18 protein-coding genes are annotated in these 19,093 nt (G+C 61.5%); 10 read left to right on the forward strand and 8 right to left on the reverse strand.

The annotated features are described in order from the left end of the window. Nucleotides 1-33: 33 nt before the first annotated feature. From BM413_RS07655 to BM413_RS07665, 3 genes are all read left to right on the forward strand, one after another. Nucleotides 34-2,106, forward strand: coding sequence for a 3-hydroxyacyl-CoA dehydrogenase NAD-binding domain-containing protein (locus BM413_RS07655; RefSeq protein WP_091911999.1), 2,073 nt, complete (start codon nucleotides 34-36; stop codon nucleotides 2,104-2,106). Between the two features lie 31 nt (nucleotides 2,107-2,137). After that, nucleotides 2,138-3,322 carry an acetyl-CoA C-acyltransferase gene (locus tag BM413_RS07660; protein WP_091912002.1) on the forward strand — a complete coding sequence of 395 codons (1,185 nt, stop codon included), beginning with the start codon at nucleotides 2,138-2,140 and terminating at the stop codon, nucleotides 3,320-3,322. A gap of 174 nt (nucleotides 3,323-3,496) precedes the next feature. Then, nucleotides 3,497-3,838 carry a protein tyrosine phosphatase family protein gene (locus BM413_RS07665; RefSeq protein ID WP_091912004.1) on the forward strand — a complete coding sequence of 114 codons (342 nt, stop codon included), beginning with the start codon at nucleotides 3,497-3,499 and terminating at the stop codon, nucleotides 3,836-3,838. A gap of 18 nt (nucleotides 3,839-3,856) precedes the next feature. On the opposite strand, the gene BM413_RS07670 is transcribed toward BM413_RS07665, so the two are convergent. After that, nucleotides 3,857-4,324, reverse strand: a complete 468-nt coding sequence (locus BM413_RS07670) for an Lrp/AsnC family transcriptional regulator (protein WP_091912006.1) — start codon at nucleotides 4,322-4,324, stop codon at nucleotides 3,857-3,859. A gap of 136 nt (nucleotides 4,325-4,460) precedes the next feature. Here BM413_RS07670 and hppD point away from each other — a divergent pair, with 136 nt between their 5' ends. Genes hppD through BM413_RS07685 form a run of 3 tightly spaced genes read left to right on the forward strand, consistent with a single transcriptional unit; the run spans nucleotide 4,461 to nucleotide 6,254 of the window. Continuing rightward, nucleotides 4,461-5,573 (forward strand): 4-hydroxyphenylpyruvate dioxygenase, encoded by a 1,113-nt coding sequence (gene hppD / locus BM413_RS07675; protein ID WP_091912008.1) that lies wholly within the window; start codon nucleotides 4,461-4,463, stop codon nucleotides 5,571-5,573. Between the two features lie 58 nt (nucleotides 5,574-5,631). Next, nucleotides 5,632-5,880: a type II toxin-antitoxin system Phd/YefM family antitoxin gene (locus BM413_RS07680; protein WP_091912273.1), complete on the forward strand. Its 249-nt coding sequence runs from the start codon at nucleotides 5,632-5,634 to the stop codon at nucleotides 5,878-5,880. Beyond that, complete coding sequence (locus BM413_RS07685) at nucleotides 5,877-6,254, forward strand: type II toxin-antitoxin system VapC family toxin (protein ID WP_091912009.1); 378 nt, start codon at nucleotides 5,877-5,879, stop codon at nucleotides 6,252-6,254. Before BM413_RS07680 ends, BM413_RS07685 begins: the two co-directional genes overlap by 4 nt. Here the strand turns inward: BM413_RS07685 and BM413_RS07690 are convergent, their stop codons facing one another. The 4 genes from BM413_RS07690 to hmgA are packed head-to-tail and all read right to left on the reverse strand — an operon-like array spanning nucleotide 6,255 to nucleotide 10,028. Further along, nucleotides 6,255-6,794, reverse strand: coding sequence for a DinB family protein (locus BM413_RS07690; RefSeq protein ID WP_091912011.1), 540 nt, complete (start codon nucleotides 6,792-6,794; stop codon nucleotides 6,255-6,257). 28 nt (nucleotides 6,795-6,822) lie between these two features. Continuing rightward, nucleotides 6,823-7,836 carry a fumarylacetoacetate hydrolase family protein gene (locus BM413_RS07695; RefSeq protein WP_091912013.1) on the reverse strand — a complete coding sequence of 338 codons (1,014 nt, stop codon included), beginning with the start codon at nucleotides 7,834-7,836 and terminating at the stop codon, nucleotides 6,823-6,825. Between the two features lie 12 nt (nucleotides 7,837-7,848). Beyond that, the gene (locus BM413_RS07700) at nucleotides 7,849-8,718 is read right to left on the reverse strand and encodes an MBL fold metallo-hydrolase (RefSeq protein ID WP_091912014.1); all 870 of its coding nucleotides are present in this window, start codon (nucleotides 8,716-8,718) and stop codon (nucleotides 7,849-7,851) included. After that, nucleotides 8,715-10,028 carry a homogentisate 1,2-dioxygenase gene (gene hmgA, locus BM413_RS07705; protein ID WP_091912016.1) on the reverse strand — a complete coding sequence of 438 codons (1,314 nt, stop codon included), beginning with the start codon at nucleotides 10,026-10,028 and terminating at the stop codon, nucleotides 8,715-8,717. The genes BM413_RS07700 and hmgA overlap by 4 nt, the downstream gene beginning before the upstream one ends. A gap of 258 nt (nucleotides 10,029-10,286) precedes the next feature. Between hmgA and BM413_RS07710 the strand changes: the two genes are divergently transcribed. Continuing rightward, on the forward strand, nucleotides 10,287-10,805 hold the full coding sequence (locus tag BM413_RS07710; RefSeq protein WP_091912018.1) for a MarR family winged helix-turn-helix transcriptional regulator: 519 nt from the start codon (nucleotides 10,287-10,289) through the stop codon (nucleotides 10,803-10,805). A gap of 15 nt (nucleotides 10,806-10,820) precedes the next feature. On the opposite strand, the gene tdh is transcribed toward BM413_RS07710, so the two are convergent. Next, nucleotides 10,821-11,855 carry an L-threonine 3-dehydrogenase gene (gene tdh, locus BM413_RS07715; RefSeq protein WP_091912020.1) on the reverse strand — a complete coding sequence of 345 codons (1,035 nt, stop codon included), beginning with the start codon at nucleotides 11,853-11,855 and terminating at the stop codon, nucleotides 10,821-10,823. A gap of 53 nt (nucleotides 11,856-11,908) precedes the next feature. After that, nucleotides 11,909-13,096 (reverse strand): glycine C-acetyltransferase, encoded by a 1,188-nt coding sequence (locus BM413_RS07720; RefSeq protein ID WP_091912022.1) that lies wholly within the window; start codon nucleotides 13,094-13,096, stop codon nucleotides 11,909-11,911. Between the two features lie 167 nt (nucleotides 13,097-13,263). Here BM413_RS07720 and BM413_RS07725 point away from each other — a divergent pair, with 167 nt between their 5' ends. Both BM413_RS07725 and BM413_RS07730 read left to right on the forward strand, forming a co-directional pair. Further along, a complete protein-coding gene (locus tag BM413_RS07725) occupies nucleotides 13,264-14,244 on the forward strand; it encodes an isopenicillin N synthase family dioxygenase (RefSeq protein WP_091912024.1) in 981 nt (326 codons plus the stop codon). A 129-nt stretch (nucleotides 14,245-14,373) separates the two neighbouring features. Next, a complete protein-coding gene (locus BM413_RS07730; RefSeq protein WP_091912026.1) occupies nucleotides 14,374-15,492 on the forward strand; it encodes a mandelate racemase/muconate lactonizing enzyme family protein in 1,119 nt (372 codons plus the stop codon). Nucleotides 15,493-15,555: 63 nt separating this feature from the next. Here BM413_RS07730 and BM413_RS07735 read toward each other — a convergent pair whose 3' ends face one another. Further along, complete coding sequence (locus tag BM413_RS07735; protein WP_091912028.1) at nucleotides 15,556-16,761, reverse strand: acyl-CoA dehydrogenase; 1,206 nt, start codon at nucleotides 16,759-16,761, stop codon at nucleotides 15,556-15,558. 243 nt (nucleotides 16,762-17,004) lie between these two features. On the opposite strand from BM413_RS07735, the gene BM413_RS07740 reads away from it, so the two are divergent. Continuing rightward, entirely contained in the window at nucleotides 17,005-19,080 is a 2,076-nt protein-coding gene (locus tag BM413_RS07740; RefSeq protein WP_091912030.1) for a putative bifunctional diguanylate cyclase/phosphodiesterase, read from the forward strand. Nucleotides 19,081-19,093 lie beyond the last annotated feature (13 nt).

Raw genomic sequence — 19,093 nt, forward strand, 5'->3', positions numbered from 1 at the left:
GGCGCTTGCTGCGCCGCCAGGGAGTTTCTTTGCATGACGAATGCCGTGACCATCGCCCGCGACGGCGAGATTGCCATCGTGACCATCGACAATCCGCCGGTGAATGCGCTGAGTTTTCACGTTCGCGAGCCTCTGTTCGCAGCGTTCAACGCGCTGCAGGAGGATAGTTCGGTCGCAGCGATCGTTCTTGCCTGCGCGGGGCGCACCTTCATTGCTGGTGCCGACATTACGGAATTCGGCAAGCCGATGCAGAAGCCGGAACTGCGCGACCTGATCGCCAACCTTGAAACCATCGAAAAGCCGACAGTTGCCGCCATTCATGGCACGGCGCTCGGCGGCGGGCTGGAACTGGCGCTCGGCTGCCATTTCCGCGTCGCCGATGCCGGCGCGAAGCTTGGCCTGCCTGAAGTGAAGCTCGGCATTATTCCAGGCGGTGGCGGCACGGTTCGACTGCCGCGTCTCGTCGGCGCGTCAAAGGCGCTTTCCATGATCGTTTCCGGCACGCCGATCGGCGCGAAGGACGCGCTGGCAAGCGGCCTCATCGACGCTGTCATCGAGGGTGATCTGGTTGCCAATGCCGTCGCCTTCGCGCGGCAGAAAGTGGCCGAAGGCGGCTCACTGCTGGCCGTGCGCGACCGCAACGACAAGATCGAAAACGTCGATCTCGCTGCCTTCGACAGCCAGGCTGCCGAACTCGCCAAGAAGGCACGCGGGCTGGAAGCCCCGATCGCTTGCGCCCAGTCCGTCCGCAACGCCGTCACCCTGCCCTTCGACGAGGCCTATGCCCGGGAGCGCGAGTTCATCACGAAACTCATTTCCAGCGACCAGTCGCGCGCCCAGCGGCATCTGTTCTTCGCCGAGCGCGAGGCGGCCAAGGTTCCGGGCGTCGGCAAGGACGTGAAGCCGCGCGACGTCAAGCGCGTCGGCGTCATCGGGGCCGGCACGATGGGCGGCGGCATCGCCATGGCCTTCGTCAATGGCGGCATTCCGGTAACATTGCTCGAAATGAGCCAGGAAGCGCTTCAGCGCGGCCTCGGCATGATCGACAAGAATTATTCCATCTCGGTATCGCGCGGTTCGCTGACGGAAGAAGCCAAGGCCAAGCGCCTTGCCGCCTTTTCCACCACCACGGACTACGCCGACCTTGGCGATTGCGACCTGATCATTGAGGCCGTGTTCGAGGAAATGTCGGTCAAGAAGGAAGTGTTCGGCAAGATCGATGCGGTGGCAAAGCCCGGCGCGATCCTGGCCACCAACACCTCCTATCTCGACGTCAACGAGATCGCGGCCTCCACCAGCCGGCCACAGGATTTCCTCGGCCTGCATTTCTTCTCGCCGGCCAATGTCATGAAGCTGCTCGAAATCGTGCGCGGCGCAAAAACGGCTCCGGACGTTCTGGCGACCGCTCTTGCCGTGGGCCGCAAGATAGCCAAGGTGCCGGTGGTCGTCGGCGTCTGCCACGGCTTCGTCGGCAACCGCATGCTTGCCGCGCGCGGTCAGGATATGGAAAATCTGCTGCTCGAAGGCGCTTCTGCGGAACAGATCGACAAGGTGTTTGCCGATTTCGGCTGGCCGATGGGGCCGTTCCAGATGTGGGACCTTGCCGGCCTCGACATCGGCTGGCGCAACCGCAAGGCGACCGGCAAGACCGCGATCATCGCAGACGCGCTTTGCGAACAGGGACGCTTCGGCCAGAAAACGGGCAAAGGCGTCTATCTCTACGAAAGCGGCTCGCGCACGCCGATACCCGATCCTGAAGTCCAGGCGCTCATCGAGAGCAAGGCCAGGGAACGTGGCATCGAGCGCCGGACGATTTCGGCCGAGGAGATCAACGAGCGTACGCTCTATCCGATGATCAATGAGGGCGCGAAAATCCTCGAGGAAGGCATCGCCGCGCGCGCATCCGACATCGATATCGTCTGGGTCAACGGCTACGGCTTCCCGATCGGCAAAGGCGGCCCGATGTTCTGGGCCGGGCTGGAAGGCATCTCGAAAATCGTCGATCGTCTCGAATATTGGTATGCCCGCAATGGTGACGATGCGTTCAAGCCCTCGCCGTTGCTGAAAAAAGCGGCCGAGATCGGCAAATTTTCCGACGACGCTTGATCGGCGCGACCCAGAACTCAAGGAGAAAGAAATGGCAGACGCCGTCATCGTATCCACCGCGCGCACGCCGATCGGCAAGGCCTATCGTGGCGCGCTCAACGACACGCCCGGCGCCACGCTTGGCGCCCATGCAATCGCCGCCGCCCTCGCCCGTGCCGGGATCGAAGGTGGCGAGATAGAGGATGTGGTGATGGGCTGCGCCTTGCAGCAGGGCACGACCGGGCTGAACATCGCCCGCCGCGCCCTGGTTACCGCCGGCCTGCCGGTCAGCGTTGCCGGCACTACCATCGATCGCCAATGCGCTTCCGGGCTTCAGGCGATGGCCGTTCTCGCCAATGCCATCCGCAACGATGGCGTCACGGCGGGCATCGCCGGCGGACTGGAATCTATCAGCCTCGTCCAGAACGAAAAGATGAACAATTTCCGCCTGATCGACGAGAAACTGATGGCAATCAAGCCGGACATCTACATGCAGATGATCGACACGGCCGAGATCGTCGCCAAGCGCTACGGCATTTCGCGCGAGGCGCAGGATGAATATGCGCTGGAAAGCCAGCGTCGCGTGGCCGCCGCCCGTGAAGCCGGGCGTTTCGACAAGGAGATCGCGCCGATCAGGACGACGATGGCCGTGGTCGACAAGGAGACCAAGGAAGTCTCCCACCGCGAGGTCGAGCTTGCCCATGACGAAGGTCCGCGCGCCGACACGACTGCCGAAGGACTGGCCGGTCTGAAGCCTGTCCGCGGCGAAGGCCACGTCATCACCGCCGGCAATGCCAGCCAGCTTTCCGACGGTGCTTCGGCCTGCGTGATGATGAGCGACAAGGAAGCGGAAAGGCGCGGCCTGACGCCGCTCGGCACATTGCGCGGCTTCGTTGCCGCCGGCTGCGAGCCGGACGAAATGGGCATCGGCCCGGTTTTCGCGGTGCCGCGCCTCCTCCAGCGCCACGGCCTGAAAATCGATGACATCGGGCTCTGGGAACTCAACGAGGCTTTTGCCGTGCAGGTCATATACTGCCGCGACAAGCTCGGCATCGACCCCGACAAGCTGAACGTGGATGGCGGCGCCATCGCGGTCGGCCACCCCTACGGCATGAGCGGTGCGCGGCTTGCCGGCCACGCGCTGATCGAGGGCAAGCGTCGCGGCGTGCGCTATGCGGTCGTCACCATGTGTGTCGGTGGCGGCATGGGAGCTGCCGGGCTGCTCGAAATCAATTAGCAAACTGATTCCGGTTTCGTCGCCAACCAGCTGTCTTCGAAGGATTTTCTTCAATCAACCCGGCGGATGAAACCGTGGAGCGGTTGCAACCGAAAAAATGCAATCGCAGGAGTGTCGCGAAAAGGCAGCGCAGCCTATATGCTGCATGCAAACAAGCGTTGACGAGGGACGACCATGGAATATCGCCAGATCTCCGACGACTACTCGGTGTCGGGGCAGATCAGCACCGACGAAATCGCCACCATCAAGGCCGCCGGCTTCAAGAGCATCATCTGCAATCGCCCAGACGATGAACAGCCGGGCCAGCCTTCCGCATCCGAAATCGGCAAGGCCGCCGAGGCTGCGGGCCTGCCCTTTCGTCATATCCCGCTCGTCAGCGGCCAGCCGGTGACGCCTGCCGATGCCGAAGCCATGGCCAAGGCATTGGACGAACTGGAAGGCCCGGTCTTCGCCTATTGCCGCTCGGGCGCACGCTCGACCAATCTGTTCATGGCCGCCCAGCCGTTCAGAGGCTGAGGCTCGCGCGCCCTGCCCTCAAAGCGGCAGGGCCGAAGTCTCTTTCAAAGTCTGCAAGACGATAGCCGTCTTCACATGCTGCACGGATTCGTGCGGCAGAAGCACGCCGTTGACGAAATCGGCCAGCGATTTCAGGTCCGGCGTCACCACCTTCAGGATGTAATCCATCTCGCCGGTCAGCGCATGCGCCTCCTGCACCTCGGGAAGCCTTGAAAGCAGATCGGAGAAACGCTGCGCGTTGTCGCGATTGTGCGTGGCCAGTGTCACCGAGATGACGTTGACCAGCGAAAAACCGAGCTTGTCGCGGTCAAGCACGGCGCGGTAACCCTGGATGAACCCATCATCCTCCAGCCTCTGACGCCGCCGCGAACATTGCGACGGCGACAGGTTCACGCGCTCCGAAAGGTCGTTGTTGGTGAGCCTGCCATCGGCCTGCAGCAATGACAATATCTTGCGATCAAACTGATCAAGACGCGTACTATCCATAACTTTCCGATCATTCTTGCATGATGTACGCACATTTTCATCATTTCGGGCACCCGAATGCAAGCACAATGCACGCCATCGGGATTATCATGCATGAACACTGAGATTCCGGCTCTTGAGCCGACAGGAGGCAATCATGGGTCCCTTCCCGCACGACGCACCGCCCGCCACCATCAGCGAGGCCAATCCGGCCGGCACCGACGGTTTCGAATTCGTCGAATTCGCCCATCAGGAGCCTGAAAAGCTTTCCGAACTGTTCGAGCGCATGGGCTACAAGCCGGTCGCCCGCCACCGGACGAAAAACATCACCATCTGGCGTCAGGGCGACATCAATTACGTGCTCAATGCCGAACCCGGCTCCTACGGCATGAAGTTCGTGGAGAAACACGGCCCCTGCGCACCTTCCATGGCCTGGCGGGTGGTGAATGCAAAGCATGCCTATGACCACGCCGTCGCCAAGGGCGCGACGCCCTATGACGGCGACGACAAGACGCTGGACGTGCCGGCCATCGTCGGCATCGGCGGCTCGCTGCTCTATTTCATCGAGAAGTACGGCGCCAAGGGTTCGGCCTATGATGCCGAATTCGAATGGCTCGGCGAGCGCGACCCTCGGCCGGAGGGCGTCGGCTTCTATTATCTCGACCACCTCACCCACAATGTCTATCGCGGCCAGATGGACAAATGGTGGGCCTTCTACCGCGAACTGTTCGGCTTCAAGCAGATCCATTTCTTCGACATTGCCGGCAAGATGACCGGGCTGATCAGCCGCGCCATCACCTCGCCCTGCGGCAAGATTCGCATCCCGCTGAACGAATCCACCGACGACAAGAGCCAGATCGAAGAGTATCTGCGCAAATACAAGGGCGAAGGCATCCAGCACATCGCCGTCGGCACGGACGCAATCTACGAGGCCACCGACAGGCTGGCCGGCAACGGGCTGAAGTTCATGCCCGGTCCGCCCGAGACCTATTACGACATGTCGTTCGACCGCGTGAACGGCCATGACGAGCCGATCGAGCGGATGAAAACCCACGGCATCCTCATCGACGGCGAAGGCGTGATCGACGGCGGCATGACCAAGATCCTGCTGCAGATCTTCTCGAAAACCGTCATCGGCCCGATCTTCTTCGAATTCATCCAGCGCAAGGGCGATGAAGGCTTCGGCGAAGGCAATTTCCGCGCGCTGTTCGAATCGATCGAGGAAGACCAGATCCGCCGCGGCGTGATCAAGATGGATGCGGCGGAGTAGGATCGGCATTGCGGGCCGGTCAATTATGACCTAAATTATGGTCATAAAGGATCAGCCCATGAATATTGAGCGCAAGTCTACAACCTTCAGCGCCGCCGAGGCGAAGGCAAAATTTTCAGAAATTCTGAAGCGCGCTGAAGCTGGCGAACGGTTTGTCGTGACCCGTCATGGAAAGCCTATTGTCGAAATCGCGGCAAGTGCAGATGCACTGCCAAAAAAGTCGCTACGCGGCGCCATGAAAGGCCAAATCTGGATCGCCGAGGACTTCGACCTGCTCGGTCCGGAATGGGATGAATACGTTTCGTGAGTGATCGAGGCTATCTTATCGACACGCACATCGTTCTCTGGGATCTCGCGGACGACAAGCGTATCTCCAAGGCGCATGACGAAATATTGCTGGGCGGAGCACCAAAATACATCAGCGTCGCCTCACTTTGGGAGATCGCGATCAAATCGGCTGCCGGCAAACTTTCCATGCCGGGCGATTTGCTGGAAACAATTCAGGCAAGCGACGTCATGCTGTTACCCATTCTTTCGCAGCATGTCCTGCATACGGCCACTTTGCCGCGCCATCATGGTGATCCATTCGACCGCTTGTTGATAGCTCAGGCACAGCTTGAGGGTCTGACCCTGGTGACCGCCGACAGGCATTTTGCCAGCTACGACGTCGCTATCGTCTGATCAGTCGAGTCCCAGCCGTTCCACCTCTTCCCTCCGAAAGCGCAGATCGTAATCGAGAAAGAACTCGTCGAGTTGCGGCGGCTTGACCGATGTGCCCGACAGCATCGCATGGACCTGGCCGCGATGGTGGATCTGGTGCAGGAAGAGATGCGCGAGCAGGTCGCCGATGCGCTCGGGGATTTGACCCGCCTCGTCCCGGTCGGTTATCACCCGCCGCTCAAGATCGTTTCTTGTAAGCGCGTCGCAATAGGCGACAAGCTGGCGATCGAAATCGGCCTGCGCGGCAGCAAGCTTGCCGGCATCTTCGAAGTCCGTGAGGCGGCCGAAGATCGCCAACCCCTCGCCCACCTCTTCGAGCATGTCGAAATAGAACAGATCGACCGCGTAGATGTGATTCAGCGTCTCCTTGATCGAGGGGAAGAAGCTGATGCGCGGCGCTTCGAACTCGCCCGGTTGAAGCGCGACCGCCGCCCGATAAAGCCGGTCGTTGGACCAGAGGTTGTTGCGCGCCATCTGGCGGTTATGGCTCAGAAGGTCCATCGCCTCCTCCCTGAACAGACTAGTCCTCTCAGCCCTCGTAGCGCTGCACGGTCTGCTCGATCGCGCCGAAGATCGAACGGCCATCGGAATCCTTCATTTCGATGCGCACCGCGTCGCCGAAGCGCATGAACGGTGTTTTCGGTGCGCCGCCGTCGATCGTCTCGATCATGCGGATTTCGGCAATGCAGGAATAGCCGGCGCCGCCTTCGGAAACCGGCTTGCCGGGGCCGCCGTCGAGCTTGTTCGAGACGGTGCCCGAACCGATGACCGAGCCGGCAACCAGCGGCCGGGTCTTTGCCGCATGGGCAACCAGTTGCGGAAAGTCGAACGTCATGTCGACGCCGGCATTGGCGCGGCCGAACGGCTTTCCGTTGAGGTCGACCTGAAGCGGCAGGGTAACCTTGCCGCCGTCCCAGGCGTCGCCGAGTTCGTCGGGCGTGACAGCCACCGGCGAGAAAGCAGACGAAGGTTTGGACTGGAAGAACCCGAACCCCTTGGCGAGTTCGTCCGGGATCAGCCCGCGCAGGGAGACATCATTGACCAGCATGACAAGGCGGATCGCGTCACGCGCCGTCTCGACGCTGGCACCCGCAGGCACGTCGCCAATGATGACGGCCACTTCGCCTTCCATATCCGCGCCATAGGCTTCGTCGGCGAGCAGGATAGGATCGCGCGGGCCTATGAAGGAATCCGAGCCGCCCTGGTACATCAGCGGATCAGTCAGGAAACTTTCCGGCAGCGTGGCACCGCGCGCCTTGCGTACCAATTCGACGTGATTGACGTAGGCCGAGCCATCCGCCCATTGATAGGCGCGCGGCAGCGGCGAATGCGCGTCGTGCTCATGAAAGCGCTGCGATGGAACCGCACCCGTTTCAAGCGATTCCGCCAATGCCGCCAGATGCGGCGCGATGCGCTGCCAGTCATCCAGCGCCGCCTGCAAGGTCGGGACGAGGAAGGATGCGTCGGTGTAGCGCGTCAGGTCGCGCGACACGACCACGAGTTTTCCGTCTCGCGAGCCGTTCTTCAGCGTAGCCAGTTTCATGCAGTCCTCCCTTTATGCGGCATGTTCGTCCGCGAATTCCACAACAAGGCCATCGCGGCCGATCGTCAAGCCGCCAGCCCATGTTTTCCTGACAGCAGCAATCCAATCAGCCTCGTCGAATTCGGGATCGTCCGCCGGAATGAGATGATTGAGCACGAGCCGGCCGACATTTGCCGCCTTGGCGATCAGTCCGGCATCGGCGGCCAGGGTGTGGCTCGCCATGAGATGCTCGCGCAGCCTTGCGCCATTACCCGTCCGTGCGACCAGCCGCTCGACGCCCTCCTCCAGCATCGCCTCGTGGACAAGGATGTCGGCACCCCTGGCGAAATCTGCGAGCGGCGGAAAGTAGGCAGTGTCGGCTGAGAACACGACGCTTTTGCCGCCATGCTCGAAGCGCAGCGCAAAGCACTCCGTCACCGGCGGATGATCGACGCGCAACGCGGTGACGCTCAGCCCATCGTCCGCAAGTACCGACCCTTCGCCGAATTCCACCACCTTCACCAGATCGCGGATGTCGGGCCGGCCCTCGTCAACGATGCGAATGTCGATGTCGAAAGCCATGGATTGCAGGAAGCCGCGCCAGTAGTCGGCGGTGCCGACCGGGCCGAAGACTTTTACCGGCATCGCCAGTCCGGCCGTCCAGGCGGTGTGGATCAGCGGCCCGAGTTCCAGAATATGGTCGGAATGCAGGTGCGTGATGAAAATGAGATCTAGCTGTTTCAGGCTGATGCCGGCGTCGGTCAGGCCGCGCGTAACGCCGAGCGCGCAATCGACGACGATCGTTCGCCCGCCGAGTTCGAGCAGCGACGATGTCGGCCACGGCCCGCCCGGTCTGATCGCCGGGCCGCCCTTGGTGCCGAGCAGAACCAGTCTGTTACTCAAGACCAGTCGCCCTCCGGCGTGCCGTTGAAGCGCTTCCTGAGATCCTTCCAGCAATCGATATAGTCCTGCTGCAAGGTCGGCAGTTCGGCGCCGTAGCGCGTCAGCATCTGGGGAAAGCGCGTCTCGAACATGAAGGCCATCGTGTTTTCGAGCTTATGCGGCTTCAGTTCCACTTTCGAGGCCTTTTCGAAGCCAGGCGCGTCCGGCCCATGGGCCAGCATCATGTTGTGCAGGCTGATGCCGCCGGGCACGAACCCCTCTTCCTTGGCATCGTACTGGCCATGGATCAGCCCCATGAACTCGCTCATGATGTTGCGGTGATACCAGGGCGGGCGGAACGTGTCTTCCGCCACAAGCCAGCGCGGCGGGAAGATGACGAAGTCGACATTGGCCGTTCCTTCCTCGCCCGAGGGCGCGGTCAGCACGGTGAAGATCGACGGATCGGGATGGTCGAACAGGATCGCGCCGACCGGCGAAAACGTCGCAAGATCATATTTGTAGGGCGCGTAGTTGCCATGCCATGCGACCACGTCGAGCGGCGAATGGTCGAGTTTGGTTACGTGGAAGGAACCGCACCATTTGACGATCAGCCGGCACGGTGTCTCCTTTTCCTCGAACCACGCGCAGGGTGTCTTGAAGTCGCGCGGGTTGGCGAGGCAGTTGGCGCCGATCGGCCCGCGATCCGGCATGGTGAACTTTGCGCCGTAGTTCTCGCAGACATAGCCGCGCGCTTCCGCATCAATCAGCTCAACCTTGAACACCAGCCCGCGCGGAAGCACTGCAATCTCGCCCGGCTTCAGCTCGATCACGCCCATTTCGGTGACGAAATTCAACCGGCCGATCTGCGGCACGACCAGAAGCTCGCCGTCGGCGTTGAAGAAATGATCGTCCACCATCGAGCGGTTGGCGACATAGACATGCGCCGCCATGCCCGACTGCCCCAGCGTGTCGCCGGCCGTGGTCATGGTACGCATGCCGGCGATGAAGTCCGTCGGCTCCTTCGGCATCGGCACCGGGTTCCAACGATACTGGCCAAGAGCAAGCTCATGATCGCCGACATTCGGCGCACTCTTCCAAAGCGGGTAGTCAGCCGCCTTGAACCGCCCCGTATGCTTCACGCTCGGCCGGATACGATAGAGCCAGGAGCGCTCATTGGTGCCGCGCGGCGCGGTGAAGGGCGAGCCGGAAAGCTGTTCGGCATAAAGCCCGTAGGCCGGACGCTGCGGCGAATTGCGGCCCTGCGGCAGCGCGCCGGGCAGGCTTTCGGTCTCAAAATCGTTGCCGAAACCCGGCATGTAGGAAAAGACCATGGCTTCCTCCCATGATTGACCTGAATTGGTTACAGATGTAACCATTGAAAATGTAACTATCAATGGTGGTCGGTGCGTCCTTCGAGGCTCGCTTCGCTCGCACCTCAGGATGAGGGAGGTAAGCGCCGTTTCTCACCTGCGCCCAGTTGAACTAGCGTTTCAGAACTTGGGTAAAGCACCAACCTCCCTCATCCTGAGGTGCGACCCTGAGCTTGTCGAAGGGGAGCCTCGAAGGACGCACTTTAAGGTGTGCAGCAAATGCCCAATGATAAGCTGGAACTAGAAAGTTTCCTCCCATATCGGCTCTATCATATCGCCGATCTGGTCAGCCGCGAATTTGCGAGGATCTACAAGGACAGACTCGGCCTTACCCGCCCCGAATGGCGCGTCCTTGCAGGCCTCGGCCAGCACGGAGAGATGACGGCAAAAGCGATCGGGGAACAGTCGGCCATGCACAAGACCAAGGTGTCGCGCGCCGTGGCCGAGCTTGAACGCCGGCGCTGGCTGACGCGCACCCCCGACGAAGCCGACCGCCGCGTCGAGCACCTGACGCTGACGAAAGCGGGCGGAGCCGTCTACGCCGAGATGGTGCCGCTGGCGAAGGCGTTTGAAAGAACGCTACTCGAAAGAATGCACGAGACTGAACGGAACGCCCTAATGGTTGCTTTGACCGGACTGGAATCGGCATACCGCAAGAACCGGGCAGATTTCGACGCGTTCGACCGCATCATGAGCCGACCAGGTGGACAAACGCCGAGTACCGACGATTCTGTGTGAGGCGCCAGGTCGCCCTCACCAGTCCATCACCACCTTGCCGGAATTGCCGCTGCGCATCGCATCGAAACCTTGCTGGTAGTCGTCGATGCCGATGCGGTGGGTGATCAGGCCGGACACGTCCAGCGGCCCCTGCACCAGCGCGATCATCTTGTACCAGGTCTCGAACATTTCGCGGCCGTAGATGCCCTTCAGGGTCAGCATCTTGAAGATGACCTTGTTCCAGTCGATCTCGAAGCCGGTGGGCGCAATGCCGAGGATGGCGATCTTGCCGCCATTGTTCATGGTATCGATCATGTCGCGGAAGGCGACCGCCGAGCCCGACATTTCGAGGCCGATGTCAAAACCCTCGGTCATGCCTTCCTCGCGCATGACGTCGCGCAGCTTTTCCTTCGAGGCGTCGACCACGTGATGCACGCCGAGCTTGCGCGCAAGCTCGAGGCGAACCGGGTTGATGTCGGTGATGACCACCTTGCGCGCGCCGACGCATTGCGCCACCAGCGCGCCCATGATGCCGATCGGCCCGGCGCCGGTGACCAGCACGTCCTCGCCAACCAGATCGAATGACAGCGCCGTATGCACCGCATTGCCGAGCGGGTCGAAGATCGCAGCGATCTCGTCGGGCACGTCATCGGGGATCGGCACGACATTGTGCTGCGGGATTGCCAGATACTCGGCGAATGAGCCCGGCCGGTTGACACCGACGCCCAGCGTGTTGCGGCACAGGTGCCCCCTGCCCGCCCGGCAGTTGCGGCAGTGGCCGCAGACGATGTGTCCCTCGCCCGAGACGCGCTGGCCGACATGATAGTCCTTCACCGCGGCACCGAAATCGACCACCTCGCCGACGAACTCATGGCCGGTCACCATGGGAACGGGCACGGTCTTCTGCGCCCACTGGTCCCAATTGTAGATATGGACGTCAGTGCCGCAGATCGCCGATTTTCGCACCTTGATCAGCACGTCGTTGGGGCCGATCTCCGGCACCGGAACCTCTTCCATCCAGATACCCGGTTCGGCCTTGGCCTTCACCAGCGCGCGCATCATGTTGGACATGATCTTGTTCCTCGAATCTCTTGATCCAGAATCGTTTTTAGAAAGAGTCTTGCTCAGGCAATAACGCCCAATTCGCGACCGACCGCTCCAAACGCCTCAACCGCCCGGTCAATGTCTTCCGGCGAATGCGCCGCCGACATCTGCGTGCGGATGCGTGCCTGGCCCTTCGGCACGACGGGGAAGGAAAAGCCGATGACGTAGATGCCGTGGTCGAGCAGTCTTTGCGCCATTTCCTGCGCCAGTGTGGCATCGCCCAGCATCACCGGGATGATCGGGTGGTCAGCACCGGCCAGCGTGAAGCCGAGCTTCGACATGCCGGCGCGGAAGCGCGCGGCGTTGGCGTAGAGCTTTTCGCGCAAAGCCCCGCCGCTCGCGACCAGTTCCAGCACCTTGATCGAACCGCCGGCGATCGAAGGCGCCAGCGTGTTGGAAAACAGATAGGGCCGCGAGCGCTGGCGCAGCCAGTCCACCACCACGGCCTTGCCCGAGGTGTAACCGCCGGAAGCGCCGCCGAGCGCCTTGCCGAGGGTGCCGGTGATGATGTCCACCCTGCCCTCGACGCCGCAATGTTCGGCCGAGCCGCGCCCATGCTTGCCGACGAAGCCGACGGCGTGGCTGTCGTCGACCATCACCATCGCGCCGTATTTTTCGGCGAGATCGCAGACGCCCTTCAGGTTGGCGATGATGCCGTCCATCGAAAAGACGCCGTCTGTGGCGATGAGCTTGAAGCGGCTGCCTTCGGCCTTCTTCAGCTCTTCCTCAAGGGCTGCCATATCGTTGTTGGCATAGCGGAAGCGTTTTGCCTTGGAGAGCCGCACGCCGTCGATGATCGAGGCGTGGTTGAGCGCATCGGAAATGATGGCGTCTTCTTCGCCCAGCAATGTCTCGAACAGCCCGCCATTGGCATCGAAGCAGGAGGAATAGAGGATCGTGTCCTCCATGCCGAGAAAGCCAGAAATCTTTGCCTCAAGCTCCTTGTGCTCCTCCTGCGTGCCGCAGATGAAGCGCACAGAGGCCATGCCATAGCCATAGCGATCGAGTGCGGCCTTGGCGGCATCGCGCAGTTCGGTGCTGTCGGCCAGGCCGAGATAGTTGTTGGCGCAGAAATTCAAGAGCTTCTTGCCGCCGACCGCGATCTCGGCCGATTGCGGCGAGGTGATCACACGTTCGGATTTGTACAGCCCGGCCGATTTGAGCCCGGAAATCTCGGTTTCGAGATGGGAAAGGAATGTCTTGCTCATACCGGGTCGCCTCTTTGTATGGACCGACTCTGCCGTCGGGCGTGTCTCCGTTCTATCGGAAATACGACCGCAGGCAGTCATTCGTCCAATAGAATCCTTCGCCCGGCTCTGGAAGCCGGTTTGGCGGCTGGCTAGGATCGCGTATCAGTCTAGATCTGGAGTTAACCATGGCCGCGCAGTTTCCCGTCTTCGATCTCGGACGTTTCGAAAAAGCGGACGCTGGGGAGCGCCAGCGGCTAGGCGTCGAGGTCGACGCGATCTGCCGCTCGACGGGTTTTCTGGCCATCGCCAACCATGGCGTGCCGCAGCAGGTGATCGACGCCGTGTGGAGCAAGGCGCATGATTTCTTCGACCTGTCGCCTGATGAGAAACAGAAGGCCAAAGCACCTTACAAGGGTTATCCTTACGGCTATCTCGGCCCTGAACTGGAAGCGTTGGCAAAGTCGCGCGATGTCGACAGCCCGCCCGACCTCAAGGAAAGCTTCAATGGCGGGCCGCTGAGCGTGCCGGCCGGCATGACCGACGAACAGGCACTCGCCTTCTGCTATGCAGCGACGATCTGGCCCGACGAGCCGGACGGTTTCGTGCCGGCGTGGAAGGCCTACTACTCAGCACTCGAAGATCTCGCCGCGCGCATCATGCGGCTGTTTGCGGTCGGCCTGAAACTGCCGGAAGATTATTTCGACGCCTTCATCGATGCGCCGATCAGTGCGCTGCGTGCGCTGAACTATCCCGAACAAACCACACCGCCAAAACCCGGCCAGCTTCGCGCCGGCGCACATACCGACTATGGCAGCCTCACCATCCTGCTGCCGCAGGAAGGATCAAAGGGCCTTGAACTCATCACGCCTGACGGCAACTGGACGCCGGTGCCGCCGGTTCCGGGCGCCTTCGTCATCAATATCGGCGACCTGATGGCGCTGTGGACGAACGACCGCTGGGTCTCGACCATGCACCGCGTGGTCAATCCCTCGCCCGAAGATGGCGGCATGGCGCGACGGCAGTCGCTGGCCTTCTTCCACCAGCCCAATTGGAATGCCGAGATCGTCTGCCTGGAGCAGTGCCTCGCGCCCGGCGAAGCGCCGAAATACGCTCCAGTGCGTTCCGGGCCGTATCTGATGAGCAAGTTCCAGGCGACGACGAAATAGCTCGCGCCACGGCGAGAGAGTGGCCGTTGTCACAAAAGCGACTTGGTTATCCGGCGCATCCTTCGCGTCAGGCGGGCGCGGTCGACGCTAGACTGCGTGCAAAGTCACCTCCAGCACGCAGGGAAACGCATGCCGCCGGCTACAGCCATTTCAAGCATCCGCCTTTACCGCCAATGGCAGCCCTTTCGCGACGGCACCTATCGCTGCTCGGGCGGGCGCAGCGCGGAAGGGTTCGATTCGACGATCGTCGAGATCAGTTCGCGGGACGGTTTTGTCGGCTATGGCGAGATGGCGCCGCTCGGCAGTTTTTACGATCCGGCCTTTGCCGAAGGCGCACGCGCGGCGATGCGCGAGCTTGCGCCCACTTTGCTCGACCAGGACGCCGCGGGCATCGAAGCGCTGAACCGGCGCATGGACCTGCTGCTCAAGGGACACCCTTACGCGAAGTCGGCCATCGACATGGCGCTGTGGGATCTGGCCGGGCGGCGCAGCGGCCTGTCGCTCGCATCGATGACTGGCGGAGCAGAAGGTTCAAGCCTGCCTCTCTACCGCTCGCTGGCGCAGGAAGCGCCAGACGCCATGGCGGCTCGGGCGCGGAAATACATTGCCGAGGGTTATCACCGGCTTCAGGTCAAGGTCGGCCTCGATGTGGACGAGGATATTGCGCGGCTGGAAGCGGTTCGCGGCGCGGTGCCCGCCGGCACCGTGCTCTTTTGCGATGCCAATGGCAGTTGGGGCACGGCCGAGACGCGCCGTTTCCTGATGGCGACCCGCGACATCGACTACGCACTGGAACAACCCTGCGCGAACTACGACGAGAACCTCGCCATCCGCCGCCTTTGCGAGCGCCCACTGGTGCTGGACGAAACGATAGACAGCGTCGACGTGCTGTTGCGGGCAATTGCGGACGGGCTGGTCGACGGCATAACGATAAAACTTGCCCGCGTCGGCGGGCTGACCAAGGCCAAGCTGCTGCGCGACATCGCCATCGCGAAAAATCTCAAGATCACGATCGAGGACACCGGCGGCGCGCAGATCGATACGGCCGCCTATTCAGGCCTGCTGCTTTCGACGCCGGAAGGGCTACGGCAGCACACGGTCGATTTCCACAATTGGGTAACGGTTGCCAATGCGCGGGCCGATTTCCGGATCGCCGATGGCACGATGACTTTGCCTGACGGTCCCGGCTTGGGGATCGAAGTCGATGTGGAGGCACTTGGCGAGCCGATCTTCGCCTGCAGCGCCTGAGGGCCAAAAAATTCAGCCGGGCACTTGGCCCGGCTGATTGAATATCAAACGTCTTCGCTTTTCTCAGAAGAACGCCTGAAGTCCCGTCTGCGCCCGCCCGAGGATCAGCGCGTGGACGTCATGCGTGCCCTCATAGGTGTTGACCGTCTCCAGGTTCTGCGCGTGGCGCATGACGTGATAGCCGATCTGGATGCCGTTGCCGCCGTGCATGTCGCGGGCCTGGCGGGCGATGTCGAGCGCCTTGCCGCAATTGTTGCGCTTGACGATCGAGATCATCTCCGGCGCAAATTTGTGTTCGTCCATCAAGCGGCCGACGCGCAACGAGCCCTGAAGGCCGAGCGCGATTTCGGTCTGCATGTCGGCCAGCTTCTTCTGGAAAAGCTGCGTCTGCGCCAGCGGCTTGCCGAACTGCTTGCGGTCAAGGCCATACTGGCGCGCGCGGTGCCAGCAATCCTCGGCGGCACCCATCGCGCCCCAGGAAATGCCGTAGCGGGCGCGGTTGAGGCAGCCGAACGGACCTTTCAGGCCCGACACATTCGGCAAAAGCGCATCTTCGCCGACTTCGACATTTTCCATGACGATTTCGCCGGTGATCGAGGCGCGCAGCGACAGCTTGCCGTCGATCTTGGGCGCTGAAAGGCCCTTCATGCCCTTCTCAAGCACAAAGCCGCGGATCTGGTTGTCATGGGCCGCCGACTTCGCCCAGACGACGAACACGTCGGCGATGGGGGCGTTGGAAATCCACATCTTCGAGCCGGAAATCCTGTAGCCGTTGGCCGTCTTCTCGGCGCGGGTCTTCATGCCGCCCGGATCGGAGCCGGCATCCGGCTCGGTCAGGCCGAAACAGCCGATCCACTCGCCCGAAGCGAGTTTGGGCAGAAACTTCTTGCGCTGCTCCTCCGAGCCGTAGGCATGGATCGGAAACATGACCAGCGACGATTGCACGCTCATCATCGAGCGATAGCCGGAATCGACGCGCTCGACCTCGCGGGCAACCAGCCCGTAGGTGACATAGCCGGCGCCGAGGCCGCCATATTCTTCCGGGATGGTGATGCCGAGCAGGCCTGCATCACCCATTTCGCGGAAAATCGCCGGATCGGTTTTTTCGTCGAGATAGGCTTCCTCGATGCGGGGCGCGAGTTTGTCGGCGGCAAAGGCTGCTGCCGCATCGCGGATCATGCGTTCGTCCTCCGAAAGCTGATCCTCCAGAAGGAACGGATCGTTCCAAACGAAGGAGGCCGCGCTCCCCACCTTTTTTTCGACGTTCATGGCGTTTCCCAGATTTATTTGAAGCTTGAAATATTACTCTACCGCAGATCGCTTGCAAGGGCAAAAACTTTTGGTTCCCACACCAATCAAATGCGATCGCCGATCGCAAAAACTCTCTGTGCGCCCCCGTATTTTGTGTGAATAAACGAAAACTTTCACAAAGGCTTGTCCTGTCGTTAACTTTTTTGTGCGGATGATCCCACCGCACAACTGACATCGCGGGTTTAAGGGGCTATCCGGGACATGTCGCAGCCGCAGATCAATGCCGGTTCTGACCGGCTTATCCTGCTTATCAAGGGCGCATACTGGGTCGCGTTGATCATTATCGCGGCGATGGCAACGGCGTCGTTCATCATGCTGCAGCAGATGATGGCCGCTCAGGTGCGCGACCAGAGCCTGCTGATACTCGCAAACACCCAGAAAGCCCTCTCGCAACGCGTCGTTTTCCTCGCAAGCGCGGTCAACAGCGCCGCGCGCGAACAGCAGCCCGCGCTGGTCAAAGCGCTGAGGGAGGCAACAACCGAATTCGAGCAGAATTACGATCTCCTTCTCGAGCGGACGGGCGCAAGCGCTGTATCCGAAGCACGCCTGGACCCCAACACGATCGAAAGCGTGCTGTTTGCCAAACCTCATCATCTCGATTTCTTTTCGGTCGGGCTTGCCGCCAATGGCTGGCGCTTCATCTCGGCCTTCGAATCCCAGCTCGGCATGGGCGGCGGTGTCGTTCAATACAAGCTGGACACCGGGCGCGCCTCGCTGGACGAGACCGTGGCAAGCGCAACGCTGGCCGGGTACAGCGCGCTTGGCGACCGCATCGAAGCCTTCGCCAACCAGCGCCTTACCAGCCTGCTCGATCTCCATCGCATGCTGTACTACGCAATCATCGGCGTAATCATCATGGTGGCGCTGTTCATCTTCCAGCCGATGTCGAACATGATCCGCCGCAGGACGCTTGAGCTCGTCGATGCGCGCAACTCCATGGCCTTCATAGCCGTGCATGACGGATTGACCGGCCTGCACAATCGCACATTCCTGACGGATCATTTCGACGCACTGATCAAAGGTGCGCATCGGCGCAGCGAGCGTCTGGCCGTGATTCAGCTCGATCTCGACCGCTTCAAGCAGATCAACGACACGCTCGGCCATGCCGCCGGCGACTATGTGCTGGTGGTCACGGCGCAGCGGATGCGCGATTCCTGCCGCGCTTCGGATCTCTGCGCGCGCCTCGGCGGCGATGAATTCGTGATGCTGCTGAACGGCGCCGGCACCACGGAAGACATCCACATGGTTGCCCGGCGCATCCTCGATCGCATCAACGATCCGATCGTCTATCAGGGCAAGCTGATCAATCCGGGCGCCAGCGCCGGCATCGCCGTCTATCCGGTCGACGCCGACAATGCCGAAGACCTGATCGTGCATGCCGACCTCGCGCTCTATTCGGCCAAGAAGCTCGGCGGCGGCGGCGTTTCCTTCTTCTCGGAGGAGCTGCGGCACGAACTGGAACACCGCCGTCTGCTTGAAAGCGACCTCAAGCAGGCAATTGCAGACGAATCCTTCAACGTGTTCTTCCAGCCGCAAATATCGATGTCCAAGAACAACATCACCGGCATCGAAGCCCTGGTGCGATGGAAGCACCCGGAACGCGGCATGGTTTCGCCGGGCGAGTTCATTCCGGCGGCGGAAAAATCAGGCCTGATGGTAGCCATCGGGCGCATCGTCATCACCAAGGCCATTCACGCGGCAGCCGAGTGGCATCGCGACGGCATCGATTTCGGCCGCCTCGCCGTCAATGTGTCCGGGGCCGAATTGCGCGAAATCGACTTCGACGCCTTCCTGTTCGAGACTCTGGAAAAAGCCGGCCTGCCGGCAGACAAGCTGTCGCTGGAAATCGTCGAATCCGTCATCCTCGACGACGAACAGACCGGCATAGCCGCCAAGCTGCGCCATATCCGCTCCGCCGGCGTTCATCTCGAACTGGACGATTTCGGCACCGGCTACGCTTCGCTCAGCCACGTCAATCCGAACGAGATCGACCGGCTGAAGATCGATCGCCGCTTCGTCCAGAACATCGACGCGAACGGCGACAATTCCAAGATCGTGCGCGCCATTACCGAACTCGCCCGCGGCCTCGGAATCTCGATCATCGCAGAGGGCGCGGAGACGGACGAGGAACTGAAGTCGCTCCTGTCCGTCGGCTGCGATCAGGTTCAGGGTTATTCCATCGCCTTCCCGATGCCGGACGAGACGGCGCGCGAATGGATGATCGCGCGGGGCGCCAGGAAGCCGAAACTGACGGTTCTGCAGGGAAACAGGGCGTAGCCTTCCGCCCAAA

This window comes from Mesorhizobium sp. YR577 (genome assembly GCF_900116595.1).
Taxonomy (GTDB): domain Bacteria; phylum Pseudomonadota; class Alphaproteobacteria; order Rhizobiales; family Rhizobiaceae; genus Mesorhizobium_M.